General features: G+C 64.7%; 21 protein-coding genes. 12 read left to right on the top strand and 9 right to left on the bottom strand.

Going from position 1 to position 21,493, the window contains the following annotated elements; translation table 11 throughout:
- Positions 1–6: 6 nt before the first annotated feature.
- Together MAB_RS16700 and MAB_RS16695 are read right to left on the bottom strand one after the other, a co-directional pair.
- Positions 7–504, bottom strand: coding sequence for a pyridoxamine 5'-phosphate oxidase family protein (locus MAB_RS16700; protein ID WP_005081451.1), 498 nt, complete (start codon positions 502–504; stop codon positions 7–9).
- Between the two features lie 9 nt (positions 505–513).
- A complete protein-coding gene (locus tag MAB_RS16695) occupies positions 514–1,215 on the bottom strand; it encodes an IclR family transcriptional regulator (protein ID WP_005056899.1) in 702 nt (233 codons plus the stop codon).
- A 49-nt stretch (positions 1,216–1,264) separates the two neighbouring features.
- On the opposite strand from MAB_RS16695, the gene leuC reads away from it, so the two are divergent.
- The 3 genes from leuC to MAB_RS16680 all read left to right on the top strand — a co-directional run bounded on the left by leuC (position 1,265) and on the right by MAB_RS16680 (position 4,135).
- Positions 1,265–2,710, top strand: a complete 1,446-nt coding sequence (gene leuC, locus MAB_RS16690; protein WP_005105840.1) for a 3-isopropylmalate dehydratase large subunit — start codon at positions 1,265–1,267, stop codon at positions 2,708–2,710.
- A gap of 29 nt (positions 2,711–2,739) precedes the next feature.
- Entirely contained in the window at positions 2,740–3,339 is a 600-nt protein-coding gene (gene leuD, locus MAB_RS16685; protein WP_005056901.1) for a 3-isopropylmalate dehydratase small subunit, read from the top strand.
- A 172-nt stretch (positions 3,340–3,511) separates the two neighbouring features.
- Positions 3,512–4,135, top strand: a complete 624-nt coding sequence (locus MAB_RS16680) for an HU family DNA-binding protein (RefSeq protein WP_005081455.1) — start codon at positions 3,512–3,514, stop codon at positions 4,133–4,135.
- Positions 4,136–4,199: 64 nt separating this feature from the next.
- Here MAB_RS16680 and mutT1 read toward each other — a convergent pair whose 3' ends face one another.
- The 3 genes from mutT1 to cofC are packed head-to-tail and all read right to left on the bottom strand — an operon-like array spanning position 4,200 to position 7,961.
- Complete coding sequence (gene mutT1 / locus MAB_RS16675; RefSeq protein ID WP_005093939.1) at positions 4,200–5,135, bottom strand: 8-oxo-(d)GTP phosphatase MutT1; 936 nt, start codon at positions 5,133–5,135, stop codon at positions 4,200–4,202.
- A gap of 49 nt (positions 5,136–5,184) precedes the next feature.
- Entirely contained in the window at positions 5,185–7,341 is a 2,157-nt protein-coding gene (locus tag MAB_RS16670; RefSeq protein WP_071997873.1) for an RNA degradosome polyphosphate kinase, read from the bottom strand.
- On the bottom strand, positions 7,338–7,961 hold the full coding sequence (gene cofC, locus MAB_RS16665; protein WP_005081461.1) for a 2-phospho-L-lactate guanylyltransferase: 624 nt from the start codon (positions 7,959–7,961) through the stop codon (positions 7,338–7,340). The genes MAB_RS16670 and cofC overlap by 4 nt, the downstream gene beginning before the upstream one ends.
- A gap of 79 nt (positions 7,962–8,040) precedes the next feature.
- Between cofC and MAB_RS16660 the strand changes: the two genes are divergently transcribed.
- From MAB_RS16660 to MAB_RS16650, 3 genes are read left to right on the top strand one after another with little or no spacing between them, the layout of a single operon-like run.
- Positions 8,041–9,021, top strand: a complete 981-nt coding sequence (locus MAB_RS16660; RefSeq protein WP_005056906.1) for an NAD(P)H-dependent glycerol-3-phosphate dehydrogenase — start codon at positions 8,041–8,043, stop codon at positions 9,019–9,021.
- Between the two features lie 4 nt (positions 9,022–9,025).
- Positions 9,026–10,138 carry a cystathionine gamma-lyase gene (locus tag MAB_RS16655; protein ID WP_005111723.1) on the top strand — a complete coding sequence of 371 codons (1,113 nt, stop codon included), beginning with the start codon at positions 9,026–9,028 and terminating at the stop codon, positions 10,136–10,138.
- Positions 10,139–10,142: 4 nt separating this feature from the next.
- Positions 10,143–11,288: a D-alanine--D-alanine ligase family protein gene (locus MAB_RS16650; RefSeq protein ID WP_005087758.1), complete on the top strand. Its 1,146-nt coding sequence runs from the start codon at positions 10,143–10,145 to the stop codon at positions 11,286–11,288.
- Positions 11,289–11,378: 90 nt separating this feature from the next.
- Here the strand turns inward: MAB_RS16650 and MAB_RS16645 are convergent, their stop codons facing one another.
- Positions 11,379–11,921 (bottom strand): DUF3515 domain-containing protein, encoded by a 543-nt coding sequence (locus MAB_RS16645; RefSeq protein WP_005081467.1) that lies wholly within the window; start codon positions 11,919–11,921, stop codon positions 11,379–11,381.
- A 17-nt stretch (positions 11,922–11,938) separates the two neighbouring features.
- Here MAB_RS16645 and MAB_RS16640 point away from each other — a divergent pair, with 17 nt between their 5' ends.
- From MAB_RS16640 to MAB_RS16630, 3 genes are read left to right on the top strand one after another with little or no spacing between them, the layout of a single operon-like run.
- Positions 11,939–12,886, top strand: coding sequence for a thiamine-phosphate kinase (locus MAB_RS16640; protein WP_005056910.1), 948 nt, complete (start codon positions 11,939–11,941; stop codon positions 12,884–12,886).
- Positions 12,887–12,892: 6 nt separating this feature from the next.
- Positions 12,893–13,573, top strand: coding sequence for a uracil-DNA glycosylase (locus tag MAB_RS16635; protein ID WP_005056911.1), 681 nt, complete (start codon positions 12,893–12,895; stop codon positions 13,571–13,573).
- On the top strand, positions 13,573–14,823 hold the full coding sequence (locus MAB_RS16630; RefSeq protein WP_005056912.1) for a lipase family protein: 1,251 nt from the start codon (positions 13,573–13,575) through the stop codon (positions 14,821–14,823). Before MAB_RS16635 ends, MAB_RS16630 begins: the two co-directional genes overlap by 1 nt.
- Before the next feature lie 97 nt (positions 14,824–14,920).
- On the opposite strand, the gene MAB_RS16625 is transcribed toward MAB_RS16630, so the two are convergent.
- Both MAB_RS16625 and rpmB read right to left on the bottom strand, forming a co-directional pair.
- On the bottom strand, positions 14,921–15,688 hold the full coding sequence (locus tag MAB_RS16625; protein WP_005081472.1) for an enoyl-CoA hydratase/isomerase family protein: 768 nt from the start codon (positions 15,686–15,688) through the stop codon (positions 14,921–14,923).
- A gap of 18 nt (positions 15,689–15,706) precedes the next feature.
- Complete coding sequence (gene rpmB, locus MAB_RS16620; protein ID WP_005056915.1) at positions 15,707–15,904, bottom strand: 50S ribosomal protein L28; 198 nt, start codon at positions 15,902–15,904, stop codon at positions 15,707–15,709.
- Between the two features lie 190 nt (positions 15,905–16,094).
- Between rpmB and MAB_RS16615 the strand changes: the two genes are divergently transcribed.
- From MAB_RS16615 to MAB_RS16605, 3 genes are read left to right on the top strand one after another with little or no spacing between them, the layout of a single operon-like run.
- Positions 16,095–17,750, top strand: coding sequence for a DAK2 domain-containing protein (locus MAB_RS16615; RefSeq protein WP_005081474.1), 1,656 nt, complete (start codon positions 16,095–16,097; stop codon positions 17,748–17,750).
- Between the two features lie 9 nt (positions 17,751–17,759).
- Positions 17,760–20,000 (top strand): ATP-dependent DNA helicase RecG, encoded by a 2,241-nt coding sequence (recG, locus tag MAB_RS16610; protein WP_005093937.1) that lies wholly within the window; start codon positions 17,760–17,762, stop codon positions 19,998–20,000.
- Positions 19,997–20,707, top strand: a complete 711-nt coding sequence (locus MAB_RS16605; RefSeq protein ID WP_005111719.1) for an HNH endonuclease family protein — start codon at positions 19,997–19,999, stop codon at positions 20,705–20,707. The genes recG and MAB_RS16605 overlap by 4 nt, the downstream gene beginning before the upstream one ends.
- Here MAB_RS16605 and MAB_RS16600 read toward each other — a convergent pair.
- Positions 20,676–21,476 carry a nuclear transport factor 2 family protein gene (locus MAB_RS16600; RefSeq protein ID WP_005081481.1) on the bottom strand — a complete coding sequence of 267 codons (801 nt, stop codon included), beginning with the start codon at positions 21,474–21,476 and terminating at the stop codon, positions 20,676–20,678. The two genes, MAB_RS16605 and MAB_RS16600, sit on opposite strands and share 32 nt — an antisense overlap.
- Positions 21,477–21,493 lie beyond the last annotated feature (17 nt).

Below are 21,493 nucleotides of genomic sequence, written 5' to 3'. Positions count from 1 at the left end.
CGACGCCTACTGCTGTGGGGCCGTTGACCCGCCCAGCGGCATCGCGGGCAGTCCGAGCTTGCGATGATCCCACGACCGAACCCGGGTAGGACGTACCCGGACCGCGATGCGCTTGTTGAGCATCTGCTCCACAAAGGGCTTCATCTCCTCTGTGTATGGGGCGGTGTAGCGCTCGAAGACACTGATGCCGACCTGGAACAGCACATCCGGATCCTCGACGATCTCGGCCCGGCCCTCGATGGAGACTCCGCGCAGGGTGTCGTAGGTGAGACCGTCCTCGATGAGACACGTGATAGTGGGATTGCGCTTGAGGTTGACCACCTTCTGCGACTTGGCCTTGGTCTCGAACCACACCTCGCCGTTGAGCACCGCGTACCACATGGCCACCAAGTGCGGCTGTCCGTCGGCACCGACGGTGGCCATGGTGGTGGTGCGTGAGTTGTTGATGAACTCGGTGATCTCTTCGTCGGACATGACGATCTGCGAGCGCTGGTTGCTTCCCATATTCGGAGCTTAAAGCCGGGCCGTTATCGCCTCGGAGGCGGCAACGAGATCGGCGGCCCAGCGTGCCCCGGGCCGTCGGCCCATCCGGTCGATGGGGCCGGAAACCGATATTGCCGCAATGACATTGCCGTGCCGATCGCGAACAGGTGCCGAAACGCTGGCGACCCCGGCCTCGCGCTCGGCCGCGCTCTGCGCCCAACCGCGCTTGCGCACATCGGCAAGAGCGCGCTCGGTGAACGTCGCGCCGGGCAGCACTGCCGCCTGCGTGCCTGGATCACTGTGGGCAAGTAATACTTTGGCGCCCGATCCGGCCGACATCGGCAGCCGCGAGCCGACCGGCACGGTGTCACGAAGCCCCGCCGGCGGTTCGAGAGCCGCCACACATATGCGCACGGTGCCTTCTCGTCGGTACAGCTGCACGCTCTCGCCCGTGATTTCGCGCAGCTTGGGGAGCACCTGGGCGCTGGCACTCAGGAGTGGATCGTTGACATGCGCTGCGAGTTCGGTAAGCCCCGCGCCGAGCTGCCACTGCCCGTCACCGTCGCGGGATAAGAGTCGGTGCACCTCCAGCCCTGCCGCAAGCCGGTGTGCGGTGGCGCGGGGGAGACCCGTGCGTTCGCACAATTCCGCGAGCCCGCAGGGCGAGTCGCCTATGGCGGTCAGGACCTGCACCGCTTTGTCGAGGACGCCGATGCCGCTATGCTGTCTCACGTAACGATACTAACGTTCCAAATATTGAGACGCAATCAGCACGGAGCCAATGATGACTAGTGTCCAACAGCCCAGGACCCTGGCAGAGAAGGTCTGGGACTCCCACGTAGTGGTACGCGGAACCGGTGAGGGTGAGGCGCGCGAGCCCGATCTCATCTATATCGACCTGCACTTGGTGCACGAGGTGACCAGTCCGCAGGCATTCGATGGTCTTCGGCTCGCTGGGCGCCAGGTGCGCCGGCCGGACCTGACGATCGCGACCGAAGACCACAATGTGCCGACGATCGACATCGACAAGCCGATCGCCGATCCGGTGTCCCGCACCCAGGTTGAGACCCTTCGGAAGAACTGCGAAGAATTCGGCATCCGCCTGCATCCCATGGGGGATGCCGAGCAGGGCATCGTGCACGTGGTCGGTCCGCAGCTGGGATTGACGCAGCCGGGTACCACGGTGGTGTGTGGCGACAGCCACACCTCCACGCATGGCGCGTTCGGGGCGCTGGCGATGGGTATTGGGACGTCCGAAGTGGAGCATGTGCTGGCCACGCAGACCTTGCCGTTGAGGCCATTTCGGACCATGGCGATCAACATCGATGGCAGCCTGCCGACCGGTGTCACCAGCAAGGACGTTATTTTGGCCGTCATCGCCAAGATCGGCACCGGCGGGGGGCAGGGGTATGTCCTGGAGTATCGCGGGCAGGCCGTCGAGGAGATGTCGATGGAGGCCCGAATGACTATGTGCAATATGTCTATTGAGGCGGGTGCCCGGGCGGGAATGGTCGCGCCCGACGAGACGACATATGCCTATCTGAAGGACCGTCCGCACGCCCCCAAGGGGCAGCTGTGGGATGCCGCTGTGGCCGAATGGGACTCGTTGCGCACCGACGAGGGTGCCCAGTTCGACGCCGAAGTACACATTGATGCCAGTACTTTGACGCCCTTCGTCACCTGGGGCACCAATCCCGGGCAGGGGGTGCCTCTGGGCGCTGACGTGCCCGATCCTGAGCTGATGGCCGACGAGGAAGAGCGGCTGGCGGCCGAGAAGGCGCTGACCTACATGGATCTCACTCCGGGTACCCCCATGCGTGAGATCCCGGTGGACACCGTGTTCGTCGGGTCCTGCACCAACGGGCGGATCGAGGACCTACGGGCCGTCGCGGACGTGCTGCGGGACCGGAAGGTGGCCGCAGGGGTCACCATGCTCATCGTTCCCGGCTCGATGAGGGTGCGTGCACAGGCCGAATCCGAGGGGCTGGGCGAGATTTTCGCCGCCGCCGGTGCCCAATGGCGCCAGGCGGGCTGTTCGATGTGCCTGGGCATGAACCCCGACCAGCTTTCCCCGGGTCAGCGGTGTGCGTCGACGTCGAACCGAAATTTCGAAGGACGGCAGGGTAAGGGCGGTCGCACCCACCTGGTATCGCCGGCCGTCGCCGCGGCCACGGCGGTGAGGGGAAAGCTCTCATCGCCAGCTGATTTGGCAAAATCCGTAAAATAGGCACCTGCCAAAAGGCACAGGAGGAAATAGTGGAGGCATTCGACACCCACACCGGAATTGGTGTGCCGCTGCGCCGTTCCAACGTGGACACCGACCAGATCATCCCGGCGGTCTACCTCAAGCGTGTCACCCGAACGGGTTTCGAGGACGGGCTCTTCGCCGGTTGGCGTACCGACCCCTCCTTCATTCTCAATCTGGAACCGTTCAACCGGGGCACTGTTCTGGTCGCGGGGCCGGAATTCGGCACCGGATCGTCCCGAGAGCACGCTGTGTGGGCCTTGATGGACTATGGATTTCGAGTAGTACTGTCGTCCCGTTTCGGAGATATCTTCCGGGGCAATGCGGGTAAGGCCGGTCTGGTCGCCGGATTGGTGGGTCAGTCCGACATCGAGCTGCTCTGGAAGCTCATCGAGCAGAATCCGGGTTTGGAACTCACTGTGAATCTTGAGGATCGGACGGTGACCGCTGGAACGGCGGTGGTGCCGTTTGAGATTGACGACTACACGCGGTGGCGTCTGCTCGAAGGATTGGACGATATAGGCCTTACGCTGCGAAAAGTCGATGAAATTGCGGCTTTTGAGGCCGCTCGGCCGGAGTTCAAACCCCGTACTTTGGAGCCATCCGAGTAGCTGATTGGGCGCCCTTGGGGGGCAAAGGCATTCCTTTTGGTCGGCGAATGGCTCCGTAAAGAGCTCAGAGAATTTTGCCGAAAATACGCGTGGCACTTGGAAATCACGTGCAGTTGGGTTTACCGTGTTCGAAGTCGGTTCAAAGTGGACCACTGGCTTCGGAGGGTTTTACATGAACAAAGCAGAGCTCATCGACGTTCTGACACAGAAGTTGGGCTCGGATCGCCGGCAGGCCACCGCTGCGGTGGAGCACGTCGTCGACACCATCGTTCGCACCGTGCACAAGGGTGAGAGCGTGACCATCACCGGATTTGGCGTTTTCGAGCAGCGTCGCCGCGCCGCTCGTGTCGCCCGCAACCCGCGTACCGGTGAGACCGTCAAGGTGAAGCCGACGTCGGTGCCGACGTTCCGTCCCGGTGCGCAGTTCAAGGCGGTTGTCTCTGGTGCGCAGAAGCTTCCGGCCGACGGCCCCGCTGTGAAGCGTGGCTCCACCGCCGCCCCGGCCAAGCGCGCCGCTGCCAAGAAGGCCGCCCCGGCCAAGAAGGCTCCCGCCAAGAAGGCCGCGCCTGCCAAGAAGGCTCCGGTCAAGAAGGCAGTCGTCAAGAAGGCTGCTCCTGTCAAGAAGGCTCCGGTCAAGAAGGCAGTCGTCAAGAAGGCTGCTCCGGTCAAGAAGGCCGTGACCAAGGCTCCCGCCAAGAAGGCCGCGACCAAGGCTCCGGCCAAGAAGGCCGCGACCAAGGCTCCCGCCAAGAAGGCCCCGGCCAAGAAGGCTCCGGCCAAGAAGGGCCGCAAGTAGTTTCCCGACAACATCGGGTCCCACCTCAGGGTGGGGCCCGATGTTGCTTTTTTGGGGGTCTCCGTCAGCTGCCCGCCGGCAGCGGGCTGTCCAGATGGTCTGCGGCCAGCAGTTTCTGGCCGCGCATCGACAGCACCCACATGCTGCCCTTGCGGTTGCGTGACTTATCGGGGCGGACCCCGTCGCGCTGTGCCCACCACTCGATGAGATCCGGTATGACCTTGCCTTGTGTACACAGCACCCGGATGCCGTCCAACTCGGCGATTTCAAGAACTCTGCGGTGCGCGCGCTTGCGGTCGGCCCAGTAGGCCTCCTCGCTGAGCGCGGGCTCGCTGAAGATCACCGTGTTCAGCTCCTCGGCAAGCGGTTCCACAGTCTGTCGGCAGCGCAATCTATCGGCGGCGTGAATAGCGCTGGCACCGAAGGCAAGTAGTTGGCCGGTGAGCGCCTCGGCTTGGGCACGGCCTTTTTTGTCCAGCGGGCGCAAGGTGTCATCGCCCGAATAGCGCTCTTTTCGCCCGGCCTTTGCGTGCCGCACAATGATTAATGTCCGAGTATCAATTTGGTGCTTTGCGAAGTTTCGTAGCACTTTCCGATCAACGGCATAGCTGACCGTCTTGATCGCATCTTTTACCGGTAGCCATCGAAGCTCATCTACTTCGTCGTTGGCTTCGAACTTGCCGTCCAAAGCTTCTGCTGCCCAGTATTTGACGCGTTTGGTGCCTTGGCTGACCGGATAACTCACCGAGGGCAATCGCCGGCCGAGCCTGGCGGTAAATCCCGTCTCCTCGGCGATCTCGCGGACGGCGGCGATCGCCGCCGTTTCTCCGGGGTCGAGTTTTCCCTTGGGTAGTGACCAGTCGTCGTATCGTGGTCGGTGTACCAGCGCTACTTCGATGGCGCCGGCAGCGTTGTCCTGCTCAGGGTGCTCCTGATGCCGCCAGAGCGCGGCTCCGGCGGCAAGGACCGCCGCACCGGTCCGGGAGATCGGATCGGGCACGAAAGCTCCTTCTGGGGAGAGTTGTTCGACCGGGAGGACCTGGTCTAGGTCATGTCTGCGAGCGGTGCCGTTTCATCATCTCCACCTGATGGTCGCGCACCTCCTCGCCGTCCGCGGGCGAGGCCAACCACTGGCCGTCGGGTTGCAGCTCCCAGCACCGGGTGTGGGAATCCAACGCCGAGGTGAACATGTCGTCGAGCTGTGCGGTGAGCTTCGGATCGGTGACGCGTGCGAGGACCTCGACCCGTCGGTCCAGATTACGATGCATCATGTCGGCGCTGCCGATCCAGAATTCGTCGATGGCGTTGAAGTGAATGATGCGCGAATGTTCCAGGAACCGGCCGAGAATGGATCGGACGGTAATGCTGCCCGAGTACTCAGGAACCCCTGGACGGAGCGCGCAGATCCCGCGTACCACTACCTCGATGGGCACCCCGGCTCGGGAAGCCCGGTACAGCGCATCGATCACCTGCTCGTCGACAAGCGCATTCATCTTCAGCCGGATGCGGGCCTCCTGGCCGGCCCGATGTGCGGCGATCTCACGATCGATGCGTTCGACGATCCCGGCGCGTATGCCCTGGGGCGCCACTAACAGGTTGCGATAGGAGACCTTTCGCGAGTATCCGGTCAGCGAGTTGAACAGGTCGGTGAGATCGGCGCCAATCTCCGGCGCGCTGGTCAACAGGCCGACGTCTTCGTAAAGCCGGGCGGTCTTCGGGTTGTAGTTCCCGGTGCCGATGTGGCAGTACCTGCGGATGGCCGATCCCTCCCGGCGCACCACCAGGGCCGTCTTGCAATGCGTCTTGAGGCCGATCAAGCCGTAGACCACGTGTACGCCGGCGTCTTCCAGCGCGCGCGCCCACTTGATATTGGCCTGTTCGTCGAAGCGTGCCTTGATCTCCACCAGGGCGACAACCTGCTTACCGGCCTCGGCGGCGTCGATGAGTGAGTTCACGATAGGAGAGTCGCCGGAGGTGCGATACAGCGTCTGCTTGATGGCCAGCACCTGAGGATCCGCGGCGGCCTGTTCGATAAATCGTTGCACGCTGGTGGAGAACGAGTCATACGGGTGATGCACGAGCACATCCCCATCCCGCAGTGTGGAGAAGATGCTCTTGGGGGTTTCACCCTGCCCGAAGGCCGGATGGGTCGCCGGCACGAATGTCGGATCCTTCAAGGCGGGCCGATCCACGCCGTAGACCTGCCACAGGCACGACAGATCCAGCAGGCCGGGAACCTGCACGACGTCACCGGGATCTACGTCCAGCTCGCGGAGTAGCAGTTCGAGCATGTGCTCGGTCATGTCGTCGGCGACCTCAAGGCGCACCGGCGAGCCGAACCGCCGGCGCGCCAGCTCCCGCTCAAGTGCCTGCAGAAGGTCCTCGTCGCGATCTTCCTCGACCTCGAAATCAGCGTTCCGGGTGATGCGGAACGCGTGATGTTCGACGATTTCCAGGCCGGGGAACAGCGCCGACAGATGCGCGGCGATGAGTTCCTCCATCGGCAGAAAGCGCGCGGTATGGGCAGCCTGCGGTGACTCAGTGCCGTCAGGGCTGCGCAGTCTGACAAAACGATCCACATTGTCAGGCACCTTGATTCGGGCGAAATGCTGGCCGCCTGTCTCGGGAACTTGGACGGTGATCGCCAGATTCAGGCTCAGGCCCGATATGTAGGGGAACGGGTGCGCGGGGTCGACGGCCAGCGGAGTGAGCACGGGGAAGACCTGGTCATTGAAATACGAGGAAAGATAACTGCGCTCGTTTTCCGACAGGTCAGCCCAGGTGACCACAAAGATCCCGTTTTCTGCGAGCTCGGGGCGCACCGACTCACTGAATACCCGAGCATGCTGGACCGAAATCTCCTGCGTGCGCTCACCGATCAGTTTCAGCTGTTCGCGCGGGGATAGGCCGTCGGCCGAACGCACCGACAAGCCCGTCTCGTCACGGCGTTTCAGACCGGCGACCCGCACCATGTAAAACTCATCCAGGTTGGAGGCGAAGATTGCCAGGAATTTGGCGCGTTCCAGGATGGGCAGCGATTCGTCGGCGGCAAGTGCGAGCACACGCGCGTTGAAATCCAGCCACGAGAGCTCCCGGTTGAGGTACCGGTCTTCGGGCAGCTCTTCACCCGACACGATGGTGGTTGCGGCGGGGGGAACGCTCGGTGTGGTCACCCTTGTGATCATAGAGTTATCGGGCCGGCTCAGAGCGGCAGCGCGGCCCCCAGCTCGCGGGCCACGGCCAGATCTTCCGGGGTGTCCACGTCGCAACGCAATCCGGGCCAGTCTCCGGTGAGTTCAATGGCCCCTGAATCTCGGTGCCGCTGTGCCGAATCGATTCCGAACAGCGGATTCAGGTCGCCGTCGGTGCTGAAAAGTGCCGCGGTGCCCGTGCCGTGCCGGTCGGCGACGAAACTGCGCGCGTGGCCCCGCGCGGCCGCGAGCGCCGCCGCGAACTCCGTGGCGGTTACCACGGGAAGGTCGGCCTGCAACACAACAAGATTCGGTGAGGACGCACGTAGCTGCGCGGCGGCGCTGCGCAATGCGTTGTTCAGCGGGTCGGGGTGGCCTTCGGGTGTGTCATCGAAGATGAACCGGGCACCGGCCTCGCTGGCTGCCGCCTTGGCCGTCGGATCGGGGCTGATCACTGCCACGGTTCCGGCGGCGCTGAACGCCACGGCGATGGCGTGCGTGAGCATGCCCAGCACCAACCGCTCTCGTTGCGGCGCGGGCAGGGACGGTGCCAGCCGGCTCTTCGCGGTCGCCAGGTTCTTGACCGCGATGATCACGCCGAAGTCTGTGCCAGCCTGTCTGCCCACGTACTCCATGGTGCCAGCCCCGGCTAGGGTGTCTGCCATGGCCACGGATGAGCCGCTTGCGGGAAGACGACCAGTCAAAGCTGCGGTGATGGGTGCTGGTTCCTGGGGGACCGCGTTGGGCAAGGTGCTTGCCGACGCGGGCCACGATGTCCGTTTGTGGGCACGCCGATCCGAATTGGCCGACGAGATCAATGCGACGCACCGTAACTCGGTGTATCTCAGTGACGTGGATCTGCCCGCGTCGATTGTCGCCACCGGTGTGGCAGAAGAGGCCCTGCAGGGCGCCGAGCTGGTCTTGCTGGCCGTTCCGTCGCAGTCGTTGCGCGCGAATCTGACCCCGTGGGCCGATCTCATCGAGCCGAATTCCTCGGTGGTGAGTCTGGCCAAGGGCATCGAGGTGGGCACACTCATGCGGATGAGCCAGGTCGTCACGCAGGTGCTGGGTACCGATCCCAGCCGGGTAGCGGTGCTCACCGGCCCGAATCTTGCCAGCGAGATCGCGGCGGGTCAGCCCGCCGCCACCGTCATCGGCTGTACCGATTCCACGAGGGCCGTCGCACTGCAGCGTGCTTTTTCCACCCGCTACTTCCGTCCTTACACCAATTCCGATGTCGTGGGCTGCGAGGTGGGCGGCGCGTGCAAGAACGTGATCGCGCTCAGCTGCGGCATGGCCGCCGGAGTTGGGTTGGGGGAGAACACGATAGCCACGATCATCACCCGGGGCCTGGCCGAGATCACCCGGCTGGGACTGGCGCTCGGTGCCAGCCACACCACCCTGGCGGGGCTGGCCGGCGTCGGAGATCTGGTGGCCACCTGTACCTCGGCGCATTCGCGGAACCGGACTTTCGGTATGCGGCTGGGCAACGGCGAGACACTGCAAGAGGCGCGCAACGCCGCCGGCGGTAGGGTCGCCGAGGGAGTTACCTCATGTGAGTCCATCTTGGCGCTGGCGTCGAGCTATGACGTCGAGATGCCGCTCACCGAGGCTGTTCATGGCGTTTGTCATCGCGGACTGAGCGTCACCGATGCCGTCGCCCAGCTGTTGGGGCGCAGTACCAAACCGGAGTAAGCATATGCCAGAGCCAGGGATATCGACCCGGGCCGTAGTGGCCGCCACTGCCGAACCCGTTGCCGGACAACCCTTTCTCGCGGGACCGGTGTTCGCCTCCGCCTACCACCTGCCGGTGCCCGAGGATGACTCCCTGGATACCTACGGGCGTGCCTCCAATCCCAGTTGGAGGCAATGGGAATCGGGTCTGGCGGCGCTGGAGCAGGCCGATGCGGCACTGGTGTTCGGTTCGGGTATGGGCGCGATCGCCTCGACCTTGCGCGCGCTAGTCCGTCCCGGGCAGACCCTGTTGGTACCGGAGGACGGCTACTACCAAACGCGGCGCTATGCCTCGGAAAACCTTGCCGCATTGGGAATCAACGTGATCACGGCGACGTCGGATCAGATAGTGGCCGCGGCCGCACAGGCCGATGTGGTGGTGGCGGAGACGCCGTCCAACCCACGGCTTGACGTCGTCGACCTGGCACTGCTGGCCCGTGAGACACACGCGCGGGGCGGAGTGCTGGTTGTCGACAACACCACGGCCACCCCGATGGGACAGCGGCCCCTGGGTTTGGGTGCCGACCTGGTGGTCGCCAGCGCGACAAAGGCGCTGTCCGGACACAGCGATCTGATCGCCGGATACGTCGCAGGTTCCCGCGCGGAATTGGTTGCCGCCGTCGCCCAGGAACGGTCGCGGGCCGGTGCGATCCTGGGTCCGTTCGAGGCCTGGCTCGGTGCCCGCAGCCTCGCGACTGCCGGACTGCGATTCGAGCGCCAATGCCAGAACGCGCTCGCGGTGGCGACCATGCTGCGTGAACATCCCGCCGTGACGTCGGTGCGTTATCCGGGCCTGCCCAGCGACCCGTCGTATTCCGTGGCTTCCGCCCAGATGAGCCGGTTCGGCTCGCTGGTGTCGATTGAACTGTCCAGTGCCGAGGCGGTACACGCGCTGACACGGCGTAGCGAGTTGTTGGCGTCGTCGACGAGTTTTGGCGGTGTGCATACCTCGGTCGACCGCCGGGCGCGGTGGGGAGACGCAGTTCCGGACGGTTTCGCACGCATCTCGCTGGGCATCGAGGACACCGACGATCTGCTGGCCGACATTGAGGCTGCGCTCGCAGCCGGTACGGTCTGACACTGTGAATGACTCGGTGGGCCGCTCGCGCGCAGACCAACAGCGGATCAAGGTCGCGCTCGTCTTTGGCGGGCGCAGCAGTGAGCACGCGATCTCGTGCGTGTCCGCCGGCAGCATTCTGCGCAATCTGGACCAGGCCGTCTATGAGGTAGTCGCCGTGGGGGTTACTCCCGAGGGCGGTTGGGTGCTGACCGATGGCGACCCCGCGCAGCTGGCGATCAGCGACAGGACGCTGCCTCAGGTCACCGACGCATCCGGCACCGAGTTGTTGCTCGCCACCGATCCGCGGCGAGCGGGGCAGCTGGTGAACGTGGACTCGAGCGCCGCCGGGCAGGTGCTGGCCTCGGTCGATGTGGTGTTCCCGGTGCTGCACGGTCCCTATGGCGAGGATGGCACCATTCAGGGACTGTTGGAGCTGGCCGGGGTGCCCTACGTGGGTGCCGGTGTGCTCGCGAGTGCGGCCGGTATGGACAAGGAGTTCACCAAGAAGCTGCTGGCGGCCGAGGGGCTCCCGATTGGCAAGTACGCCGTGATCCGCCCGCGCGACACCACGCTGACGCTGGATCAGCGCGAGGACCTGGGGCTGCCGGTATTCGTCAAGCCCGCTCGGGCGGGATCGTCGTTCGGTGTGTCCCGGGTGACCGCCTGGGAGGAACTACCTGCCGCGATCGCACACGCGCGTCAGTACGACCCGAAGGTGATTGTCGAGGCGGCGATCGTCGGCCGCGAACTGGAGTGCGGAGTGCTGGAGTTCCCCGACGGGGATACTCGGGCCAGCGTGCTCGGCGAAATCCGGGTCGAGGGAGTGAATAGGGACCAGACGGCTGCGGGTGCCTTCTACGACTTCGAGACCAAGTACCTGGACGACACCGCCGAATTGGACGTACCGGCCAAGGTCGACGACGACGTGAGCGATCAGATCCGCGAACTTGCCGTGGCCGCGTTCCGGGCGATCGACTGCCAGGGGCTGGCCCGGGTCGATTTCTTCCTCGCCGAGGATGGCCCGCTGATCAATGAGATCAACACCATGCCGGGGTTCACCACCATCTCCATGTACCCGCGGATGTGGGATGCGACCGGCGTGGACTATCCGACGCTGCTGGACGCGATGGTGCGCACCGCGCTGGCGCGGGGTACCGGCCTTCGCTGATTCACCTGGTGAGCATGCTCAAAAGTGCGTGAAATGGTCCCATTTCCGCACATTTGAGCATGCTCGCGGTGGAGGGTGCGTCGCGTTGACTCAGCGGGGTAGCGGCTTCGGGTCGGGTTTCACGGCGGGCAGCGCCTTGGCGATGGCGTCGGACATCTCGACCAGTGGCTCCGAGCCCGCTCCGTCGGGCACGGTCACCGCGACGTAGACACCGCGATCCACCGCGAACCAGGTGGTGCTCGCCAGGGCCGAATCGCTCACCCGGAACCACTGCACGCCGTTGACCTGCTCGACAGAGGTGCCAACCGCGAACTCCGCGGGTCGCTCGACACCGCAGCGTGCGATCACCGAATCCTGCCCCCGGCGCCATGCCGCGGCCGCCGGTGGCTTCGGCTCGGCGATCTCAACCCGTGACCAGTCGCCCGCCATCTTGCCGGGGTATGCGCTGGCCATATCCACGCAGAGAGGGGAATTCGCTTGTGGTGCAGGAATATTTGCAACAGATAGGGGCCGCGTCTCGTTCTGAAACTGTGCGTACTTGAGGACGCCGAAAAGCACCGCCAGCGCCGCGATCGCGCCGAACACCGCGATGCCGATGAGTAGCTTGCGTGGTGGGCCGTCTTCGGATTGCACGGGCCTACACTAACCGAGTGCCAAATCTGGGCGATACCGGCGAGTTCGGTGTGATCAGCCGTCTCACCGCGGGCCGTGATCTGGGCGCCGACGTGCTGCTCGGCCCCGGTGACGACGCCGCGGTGGTCACCGTGCCGGACGGCCGTGTGGTGGTATCCACCGATATGTTGGTGCAGGACAGGCATTTTCGTCTTGAATGGTCATCGCCGTCGGATATCGGCCGAAAAGCGGTAGCACAGAATGCCGCGGATATAGAAGCAATGGGCGGACGGGTCACGGCCTTCGTGGTGGCGGTGGGCGCTCCGGCGCAGACCGATATCGCGTTCCTCGACCAGCTCAACGAGGGAGTCTGGGCGGAGGCGGCCCTGGTACAGGCACCGATCGTGGGCGGCGATCTGGTGAGCGCGCGCGAACTGGTGGTTTCGGTCACGGTGCTCGGCGACCTCCAGGGGCGCGCACCGGTGACCCGTAGTGGAGCGGTGGTAGGGGATACCGTCGCGATCTGTGGTGCGTTGGGCACCTCTGCGGCGGGATACCGGTTGTGGCAGGAACAGATTGACGAGTTCCCAGATCTGCGGCGGGTGCATCTGGTGCCCGCGCCGCCGTATGGCCAGGGTCCGGCCGCAGCACGGGCGGGTGCGACGGCGATGACAGACGTCTCCGACGGTCTGCTGGCCGATCTGGCGCATATCGCCGAACTCAGCGCGGTGCACATCGACCTGAGTTCGCCGAGCCTGGAACCATATCTACAGCCTGTGGCGGGCGCTGCCGGTCTGCTCGGCGCCGACCCCTGGGAATGGGTCTTGACCGGTGGTGAGGATCATGCGCTGGTCGGGATGTTCCCCGGAGTCGTCCCGACGGGCTGGGTTCCGATCGGCCGGGTAACGGTGGGGGAACCCGGAGTGACGGTTGACGGGGCAGCATGGACTCGGGCAACCGGTTGGGACTCGTTTCGGCTAAGTTGACTCTTCGTGACTGCCCGACCTCTTGCCGAGTTGGTTGACCCCGGCTGGGCCGATGCGCTGGGGCCCGTCGCCGACCAGGTGACCAAGATGGGAGAGTTCCTCCGCGAGGAGAACTCCTCGGGCCGCGGATACCTGCCCTCCGGGGCAAACGTGCTGCGCGCCTTCACCTATCCGTTGGCCGACGTCCGCGTGCTCATCGTGGGGCAAGACCCCTACCCGACACCCGGACATGCCATGGGGCTGAGCTTCTCGGTGGCGGCCGATGTACGGCCGGTGCCGCGCAGCCTGGGCAACATCTTCGACGAGTACCAGAGTGATCTTGGCCTACCCAAGCCGGCCAATGGAGATCTGACACCGTGGTCGGAGCAGGGGGTAATGCTGTTGAACAGGGTGTTGACGGTACGGCCCGGCAACCCGGCGTCCCATCGCGGTAAGGGTTGGGAGATCGTCACCGAATGCGCGATCCGGGCGCTTGTCGCGCGCGACGCACCCTTGGTCGCCATTCTGTGGGGTCGCGACGCGGCGACACTCAAGCCGATGCTGGGCCCGAGCGTACCCACCATCGAATCTGTGCACCCGTCCCCATTGTCGGCCTCGCGCGGCTTCTTTGGTTCCAAACCCTTCAGCCGGGCGAATGAGCTGCTGGTCGGTTTGGGCGCACAGCCGGTCGACTGGCGGTTGCCGTAATGCGTTGGTCGACGGGAGCGTTCGCGGCGCTCGGCGGTATCACGGCGGCGGTGGCGACCGGTGGCACCGCGCTGCGCAGCCCCGTGGTGGTTGATCGACTCAACGACTGGGCCGCGCGCCGGCTCACGGTGCAGCAGCGCGCGGACCCGTACGCCGCGATTCTCCCGACTCCGATCAGCGGTGACGATTTCTACGGTGACCCGGGTGATCTGGGCCTGCTGGCACCCGGGGAGGTGGTCCGCGCGGACCGGGTCACGCCGCGCCTGCCGCTGCGCCGGGCGACCATGCAGCGAATCATGGTGCGCTCCACCGACACCGCCGGCAACCCGGTGCCCGTGACCGCGGCACTGATTGAGCCAGAGCGTCCGTGGCGCGGTCCGGGATCTCGTCCCGTGGTGGTGCGCAACCAGGCGATCAACTCGTTGGGGCTCAAGTTCACGCCGTCTTATCGTTTGACGCACCTGTGGTATCGGGACAACCCCCCGATGTTCCCGTTCCTGTCGGCACAGAACTACGCGGTGCTGTTCCCGGACCATGAAGGCCCCCGGATGTCCTACGCGGCAGGGAAAATGGCAGGCCATGCGGTGCTGGACTCGGTACGCGGAATGCTTTCGGAAAGGCCGGATCTCGCCGAGTCGCCGATCGTCATGCACGGCTACAGCGGCGGGGCGATCGCCACGGCGTGGGCGGCGCAGCTGCAGCCCACCTACGCTCCGGAGCTGCGGATCGCCGGCGCGGCCGCAGGGGGAACGCCCACCGACTACGCTCTGTTGTACGGCAGCATGAACCGAGGCGTGGGCGCCGGGCTTTTTGCCGCTGCCACCATCGGCCAGGCCCGCGAATTCCCGGAACTGGTACAGATTTTCGGGGATTTCGCGCTCTACTGCGCGATCCGTGCCAAGAACATGCCGCAGCCTCCATTGGCCGCTGCGGGTTTGTTGCGATTCGACCTGGATCTGCTCGCGGCGATCGCCAAGCCGTTCGAGTCGGAGTTGGGACAACACGTTATCGCCGCAAACCGGCCGGGCGCTCTCACCCCGACAATGCCTGTGCTGCTCTACCACGGCTCGCGCAGTAAGGCGGTGGGCGATTTGTTCATCCCGGAAGAGGGTGCCCTGGCGCTGCGCGATGCCTGGCGTGCCAACGGGGCCGATGTCGATTACTGGGCGCTGCCCGGCGAGCACGTCACCGCGGATATGTTCGCGATCCCGTGGGTCGTCAACTGGATCCGGAGAAAGCTACTGGGATGAGCGTTGGCGCGAAGACGGCGGAACTGGGATGAGCGTTGGCGCGAAGACCGCGGAACTGGGATGAGCGTTGGCGCGAAGACCGCGGAACTCGGCTAGCTCAGGGCCAGACGGGCTTGCGTTTGCCGACGAAGGCGTCGACGCCCTCGATACCGGTCGGGCTGACCGACGCCTCGGCGATGCTGGTCTGCTCGAGATCGAGTTGCGCATCGAGCGTGTTGGTGGCGCTCAGGCGCAGCAGACGACGAATACGGTTCTGCGCTTCGCGCGGACCGGCGGCCAGCTGCTCGGCGGTGGCCACCGCAGTCGCCTGAACCTCGTCGTCGGCCACCACCCGGCTCAACAGCCCGATGGACAGTGCCTCGGAGGCTTCGACAACCCGATCCGTCAGCAGAATGTCCGCGGCACGGGCCTTGCCGACCACGCGGGGCAGCGCCCAGGACATGCCGCCATCGGAGGAGTACCCGATGCCCGGGTAGGCGGCGCGCAGCTTGGTTGACTGTCCACCGATGGCGATATCGGCGAGCAGCACCAGACTGAGTCCGCCGCCGGCCGCCCATCCGTGGACCGAGGCCACTACCGGGCGATCGGCGGCGTCCACCGCACGCACGAACGCGTGGAGCCGCCCGGCCAGGTCGTGGAGCTTGGCCGACCTATCCTCGGCAGAGGCGAAGTCACGGACATTGCCGCCAGCGCAGAAGTTGGGCCCACTGCTGGTCAGCAGGATCGCGCCTACTTCGGCGGGCAGATCACGCAGCACCTGGACCGCGGCGTCGACGCCGGTGAAGTCCAGCGAGGTACCGGCCGCCGCGGTGGCGATGGTGATATGCAGTACGCCGTTGTGGACGGCGATGTAATCAGATGCCACGGCAGGTTCCGGACGCGATCAGGCGCCGCGGACGACCTTGCCGGCCTTGATGCAGGAGGTGCAGGCGTTGACGCGCTGCTTGTTGCCACCGGGAGAGGTGACGGCGTGAACCGTCTGGATGTTCGGGTTCCAGCGACGGTTGGTACGCCGATGCGAGTGCGAAACCGACTTGCCGAAGCCGGGTCCCTTGCCGCACACGTCGCAGACGGCAGCCATAGTGAAACTCCTCAAACTCGCGATTCCGGCCAACGACCTGATCAGTCAGGGTGGCCCACAACCCTGCAAGAATAGCTTGACCGGCCGGTGAACGCCAAAATGGGTACCGACGAGGTCCCGTGAGCGGGGTACACCCGGCTCGGGCGAAGACCATCAGACACTGTCGGCTCCGGTAGATAGGCTTTCCCACATGCGGCTCTCGGTACTGGACAGCGCTGCGCTGCTTGATTGGGCGCGCGCCTCTGTCGAGGGTCTGATTTCTCGTAGTGACGAGATCAATCGACTGAACGTTTTCCCGGTCGCCGATGCCGATACCGGCACCAACATGCTGTTCACCATGCGCTCGGCGGTTAATGCCGCCGAGGCCCTCGGAGAGGGCGCCACGGTGGCGCAAGTCGCCGCGGCGCTGGCCCGGGGGGCGGTTCATGGTGCCCGCGGTAACTCCGGGGTGATCCTGTCGCAGATCGTGCGCGGGATCGCCGACGCGGCCGACGACCAGGACGCCATCGGGGCCGAGGTGGTGCGGCGTGCGTTGCGGCAGGCCTCACAGTTCGTCATCGCGTCCATGAGCACGCCTGTCGAGGGCACCATCGTCTCGGTGCTGGCGGCCGCCGCTGATGCTGCCGATGATGCCCAATCGGATGATCTGCCGGTCCTTGTCACCACCGCGGCCGATGCTGCGGTTTCGGCGCTGGAGAAGACGCCCAAGCAGCTTGACGTGCTGGCCGACAACGGTGTGGTCGATGCCGGTGCGCGCGGTCTTGTCGTCATTCTCGATGCCTTGGTGTCCGTGGTGGCAGGGGAGTTGCCCAGTCGGCGCGAATACAGCCCGTCGCCTCCCAAGAACGCTCCCTCGCAGGTATGGGTTGCCGGGCCGGGGCGGGGAGGGGGCGGGCTGAACCTGGATCCGCCACGGGAACTGCCGCCCGAGTTCGAGGTCATGTATCTGTTGTGTGGGTGCGACGAGCTGCAGATCGCAGATTTGAGGGCACAGCTGGATGCGATGGGAGATTCCATCGCTATCGCCGGCGACGGGGAGATGGGGCACTCTGTCCACGCGCACGTGAACGACGCCGGGGCTGCCATCGAGGCCGGGATGAAATTTGGCACCCCGCAGTCGATCCAGATCTCCTCCCTGCGCGGTGGCCTGGATGTTCCGGGTGGGGGGCATCACGATGGGCGGCACCGGCACCGCCGGGTACTGGCATTGGCAGAGGGTGACGGAGCGGCCACGCTTTTTTCCAGTGAGGGCGCTCAAGTCTTGCGTGTCGACGAACCGCCGGCCAGTGCGAAACGCCTGTTGGATGCGGTGGTCGACAGCGGCGCCCACCAGATCATGGTGTTGCCCAACGGATTGATGGCTGCCGAAGAGTTGGTGGCGGTCTGCGCCGCCGCGCGTGGCTGGGGTATCACGGTGATCCCGCTGCCGTCGGCGTCTATGGCACAGGGGCTGGCGGCGTTGGCGGTACACGACCCCGAGCGGATGGCGGTCGACGACAGCTACACCATGGCGCGGGCCGCGGGTGCCACCCGGTTCGGGCTGGTGCGGGTGGCCACCGAGCGTGCTCTTACGTGGTCCGGCACTTGTGAGCCCGGGGACGCGATGGGCATCATCGGCGATGAGGTGCTGGTGCTCAACCACGATATCGCCAATGCCACAAAAGCTTTGGTGAGCATTATGTTGTCGTCCGGCGGCGAGCTGGTGACCGTGCTGCTGTCGGACGAGGTCGACGATTCCCTCGCCGAGTCGCTGATCGAGCACACCCGGTCGCATCACGGAGGCGTCGAGGTGATGATCTACCGCACCGGGCAGCACACCGACGTGGTTCACATCGGTGTCGAGTGACGGGGAATAGTGGCAAAACTTTCCGATCGCCTGGATCATGTATTGGGAAACAAGGCATCCGACGTTCTCGATGCCGAATTCGGTCTGATTACTGTCGAAGACCTTCTTCACCACTACCCGCGCCGATACAGCACTGACTTCAGCCTGCGCGATGAACAGGACGGCGAAAGCGCCAAGCCTGGGGAACACACCACGCTGGTGGGATTCATCACCTCTGCGGAGCTGAAGAGAATGCGTAACCGCAAGGGGCAGTTCCTCTCCGTCACGCTGGGCAGTGCACCGCATGCCGTACAGGCCACCTTCTTTCACCCGCACAAGGTGAAACGTGACCTGCAGGTAGGTAATCGGGTGATGCTCTCAGGCGCTGTCGGGGAGTTTCGGGGCAAGCCCCAGTTGACCCACCCCGACTATTTGGTGCTGGAAACCGCGCTCGGGGAGAGCACCGAAACGCGGGGAAGCACCGCGCTGCGCGGCATCGCCGGGGCCGCTCGGGATGCCTCCACGGCCATCTCGGCCTTCCAGCGCAATGTGTTTCCGATCTACCCGGCAACCAAGAACCTGGAGAGCTGGGATATCTACCGCTGCATCGACCAGGTGCTCACCCAGTTGGATCCGGTGCCCGAGGCGCTGCCGGACGCGGTATTGGCAGAGTACGGTCTGATGTCCCTCGATGAGGCGCTGCGCAAGATCCACATGTCGGAGGACGCCTCCGAACAGAAGCAGGCGCGCCGCCGGCTGGCGTTCGATGAGGCGCTGGGTCTGCAACTGGCGTTGGCCATGCGGCGCGGCAGTGAGATCGGTTCGGCGGGCCCGCCGATGCCACTGGCCCAAGCCGGGCTGCGTGCAGATCTTTTGGGCCAGTTGCCCTTCGACCTTACCGAGGGGCAGCGCCACGTCGTGGCAGAAATCGGGGAAGACCTCGCTGGGGTCAAGCCGATGAACAGGCTGCTTCAGGGCGAGGTCGGCTCCGGTAAGACTGTCGTCGCATTGCTGGCGATGATGCAGGCTATCGATGCCGGGTATCAGTGTGCGCTGCTCGCGCCCACCGAGGTGTTGGCGGTTCAGCATGCCCGATCACTGCGAGCGATGCTCGGATCTTTAGCGACGGCGGGGGAATTGGGTGCACCCGACGATGCGACCAGCATCGCGCTGCTCACCGGTTCGATGTCGCCTGCGGTGAAGAAGCAGATCAAGGCCGATGTGGCGACCGGCCTAGCGGGCATCGTCATCGGAACTCATGCGCTGCTGCAGGACTCGGTGGACTTTCACAATCTGGGCCTGGTGGTTGTGGACGAGCAGCACCGCTTCGGCGTCGAACAGCGGGATCGCTTGCGGGCCAAGGCTTCGCAAGGCATCGTGCCGCACCTGTTGGTGATGACGGCCACGCCTATCCCGCGTACGGTGGCGCTCACCGTGTTCGGCGATCTGGAGACCTCCACGTTGCGCGAGCTTCCGCGGGGGCGGCAACCCATCACCACGACAGCGGTGTTCACTCGCGAGAAGCCGGGCTGGCTCGCCCGCGGCTGGGAGCGGATCGCCGAGGAGGTCGCCGCGGGCCGGCAGGCCTACGTGGTGGCCTCGCGAATCGACGCCGACGACAAAGACTCCGGTCCGGAAGAGGCGGAGGAGAAGCGTCCGCCGCCGGTCCCGGTCACCGAGTTGTATGAGACCATCCGTGGCTCGCTGCTTCCCGGGCTACGGATCGGTCTGCTGCATGGACGGCTGCCCTCGGAGCAGAAGGACGCCGTGATGACGGCGTTCAACGCGGGCGAGATCGATGTCCTGGTGTGTACGACAGTGATTGAGGTCGGTGTGGACGTGCCCAACGCCACCGTGATGCTCATCATGGATGCCGATAGGTTCGGAATCAGCCAGTTGCATCAGCTGCGGGGCCGGGTTGGCCGTGGTGGCAATAAGGGGCTGTGCCTTTTGGTCAGCCCTTGCAGCCCAGCGGGCTCGGCCGGGCGCCGGTTGCGTGCGGTGCAGGACACTCTCGATGGGTTCACGCTTGCCGAGCTGGACTTGGAGGAGCGGCGTGAGGGTGATGTCTTGGGGCGTGACCAGTCTGGGCGCGCGGTGAACCTCCGGCTGCTTTCGCTGCTGGATCACCGCGACATGATCGAGACGGCGCGGGAGATGGCGATGCGTGCCTGTGCGGACGATCCTGAGCTGGCGCAGCAACCCGCTTTGGCGGGTATGGCTCGGCGTTTCCTGGTAGCCGATCAGATCGAGTACCTGGACAAGTCGTGAGTAATCGCACCATGCTCATCGTCGCCATCGCAGCGGCGATCGCGGTGGTGGTGGCGTATCAGGTGTCGACTCGATACCGCTTGCTACGTGCTAATGCTGTTGCTGGGCAGACGAACATTCCCACTCTTGCCCCTGGGCAAGACCCGCTTGCCGGAGTGATCGTGGTGCCCAAGCGGATACGGGGCAGCGACTATCAGCGCAGTGAGTTCGGCGATGCCTGGTCCGACGACACGGATGCGCCCAGCGGTCGCAACGGCTGCGACACGCGCAACGACATCCTGAATCGCGATTTGACCGACAAGAGTTTTGTGTACACGCGCAGATGCCCGAGCGCGGTGGGTGCCGGCCTCCTTCATGATCCTTACACCGGAGTGCAGATTGCGTTTACTCGTGGACCGAAGAGCGGGGAGTCGGTTCAGATCGACCACATTGTGCCGTTGGCCTATGCATGGGACATGGGTGCGCGCGAATGGCAGCCGGCGACGCGCTGGCGTTTTGCGAACGATCCCGCCAATCTCATCGCGGTGCAAGGCCAGGTGAACAAGGACAAGGGCGATCAGGCGCCCGGGAGCTGGATGCCGCCGAACAAGGAATTCTGGTGTCAGTACTCCATGCAGTTCGCGGAAGTGGTTCGCGGGTATCATCTTTCGGTGGACGAGCAGTCAGCCAACGCCATTAGGAAGGCGGCGCAGACTTGTCCGCACTGACGGTGACGGAGCCAGTTCGTAGCGGCAGATTCCTGGCCCGGCGGCTGGCAATGTATTCCGGACTGTAGAGAGACTCTCGGTCGTACAGTCCGAGCTTGCGACCCGCCGCAGGAAGCGTTCGTATCAGCCATGCCATGACGCGTGTAGTCGCGTCGGCGAATGGTAGTAACTGCAGGAATGGTGCAGATACGTCCTGGTCGGTGTCGATTCGTGCGATCCGCCAGCGGTTGCCCTCCTTGCGCAGTAGGTAGCGGTCGACCCCGCATCCTCGAATAGGTTTGCGTGGCCAGGGAATAGCGTTGTGCCAGAAGGTGCGGGTTGCGCCACTATAGGGAAATGCCGCGCGTACCTGTCCGTCGAGGAAGTCGTAATACGGCAGGTGCGTGTCGGTGCCATCCCACGGATAGAAGCCGAGCTCACGGGCAAAAAGGTAGCCAAACCTTGCGAGGTCTACTGTCGCGTCCCGGCCGTGATATTCGAGTTGACCCGTACTAGAAATTGTCCACACGAGGTCATGGGTCCAGCATTCCTCAAGGGCTTCAGGAGAGTCTTCGTTCCAGGCCGCGAACCATGTACTCCAGAAATCGGTGATCCCCTCCAACGGAAAGCCCGCGGCAACGTACATGTTCTCTTGATCCTTGCAACGACGCAGAAACGGCTCGATCAGCGCCTCGGATTCGGCGACCGGTGCGTGAACCCGGCCCGGGGGAGCCTTGATGCCCCAGTCCAGGTGGTGCGAATTCTGTTCTCTTGTCTTGGTGTTGGTCACGTCATTCCTTCCTATGA

The organism is Mycobacteroides abscessus ATCC 19977 (genome assembly GCF_000069185.1).
GTDB classification, from domain to species: domain Bacteria; phylum Actinomycetota; class Actinomycetes; order Mycobacteriales; family Mycobacteriaceae; genus Mycobacterium; species Mycobacterium abscessus.
Note: the sequence above shows the minus strand (reverse complement) of the source record. Positions and strands in the feature narration are given on the sequence as shown.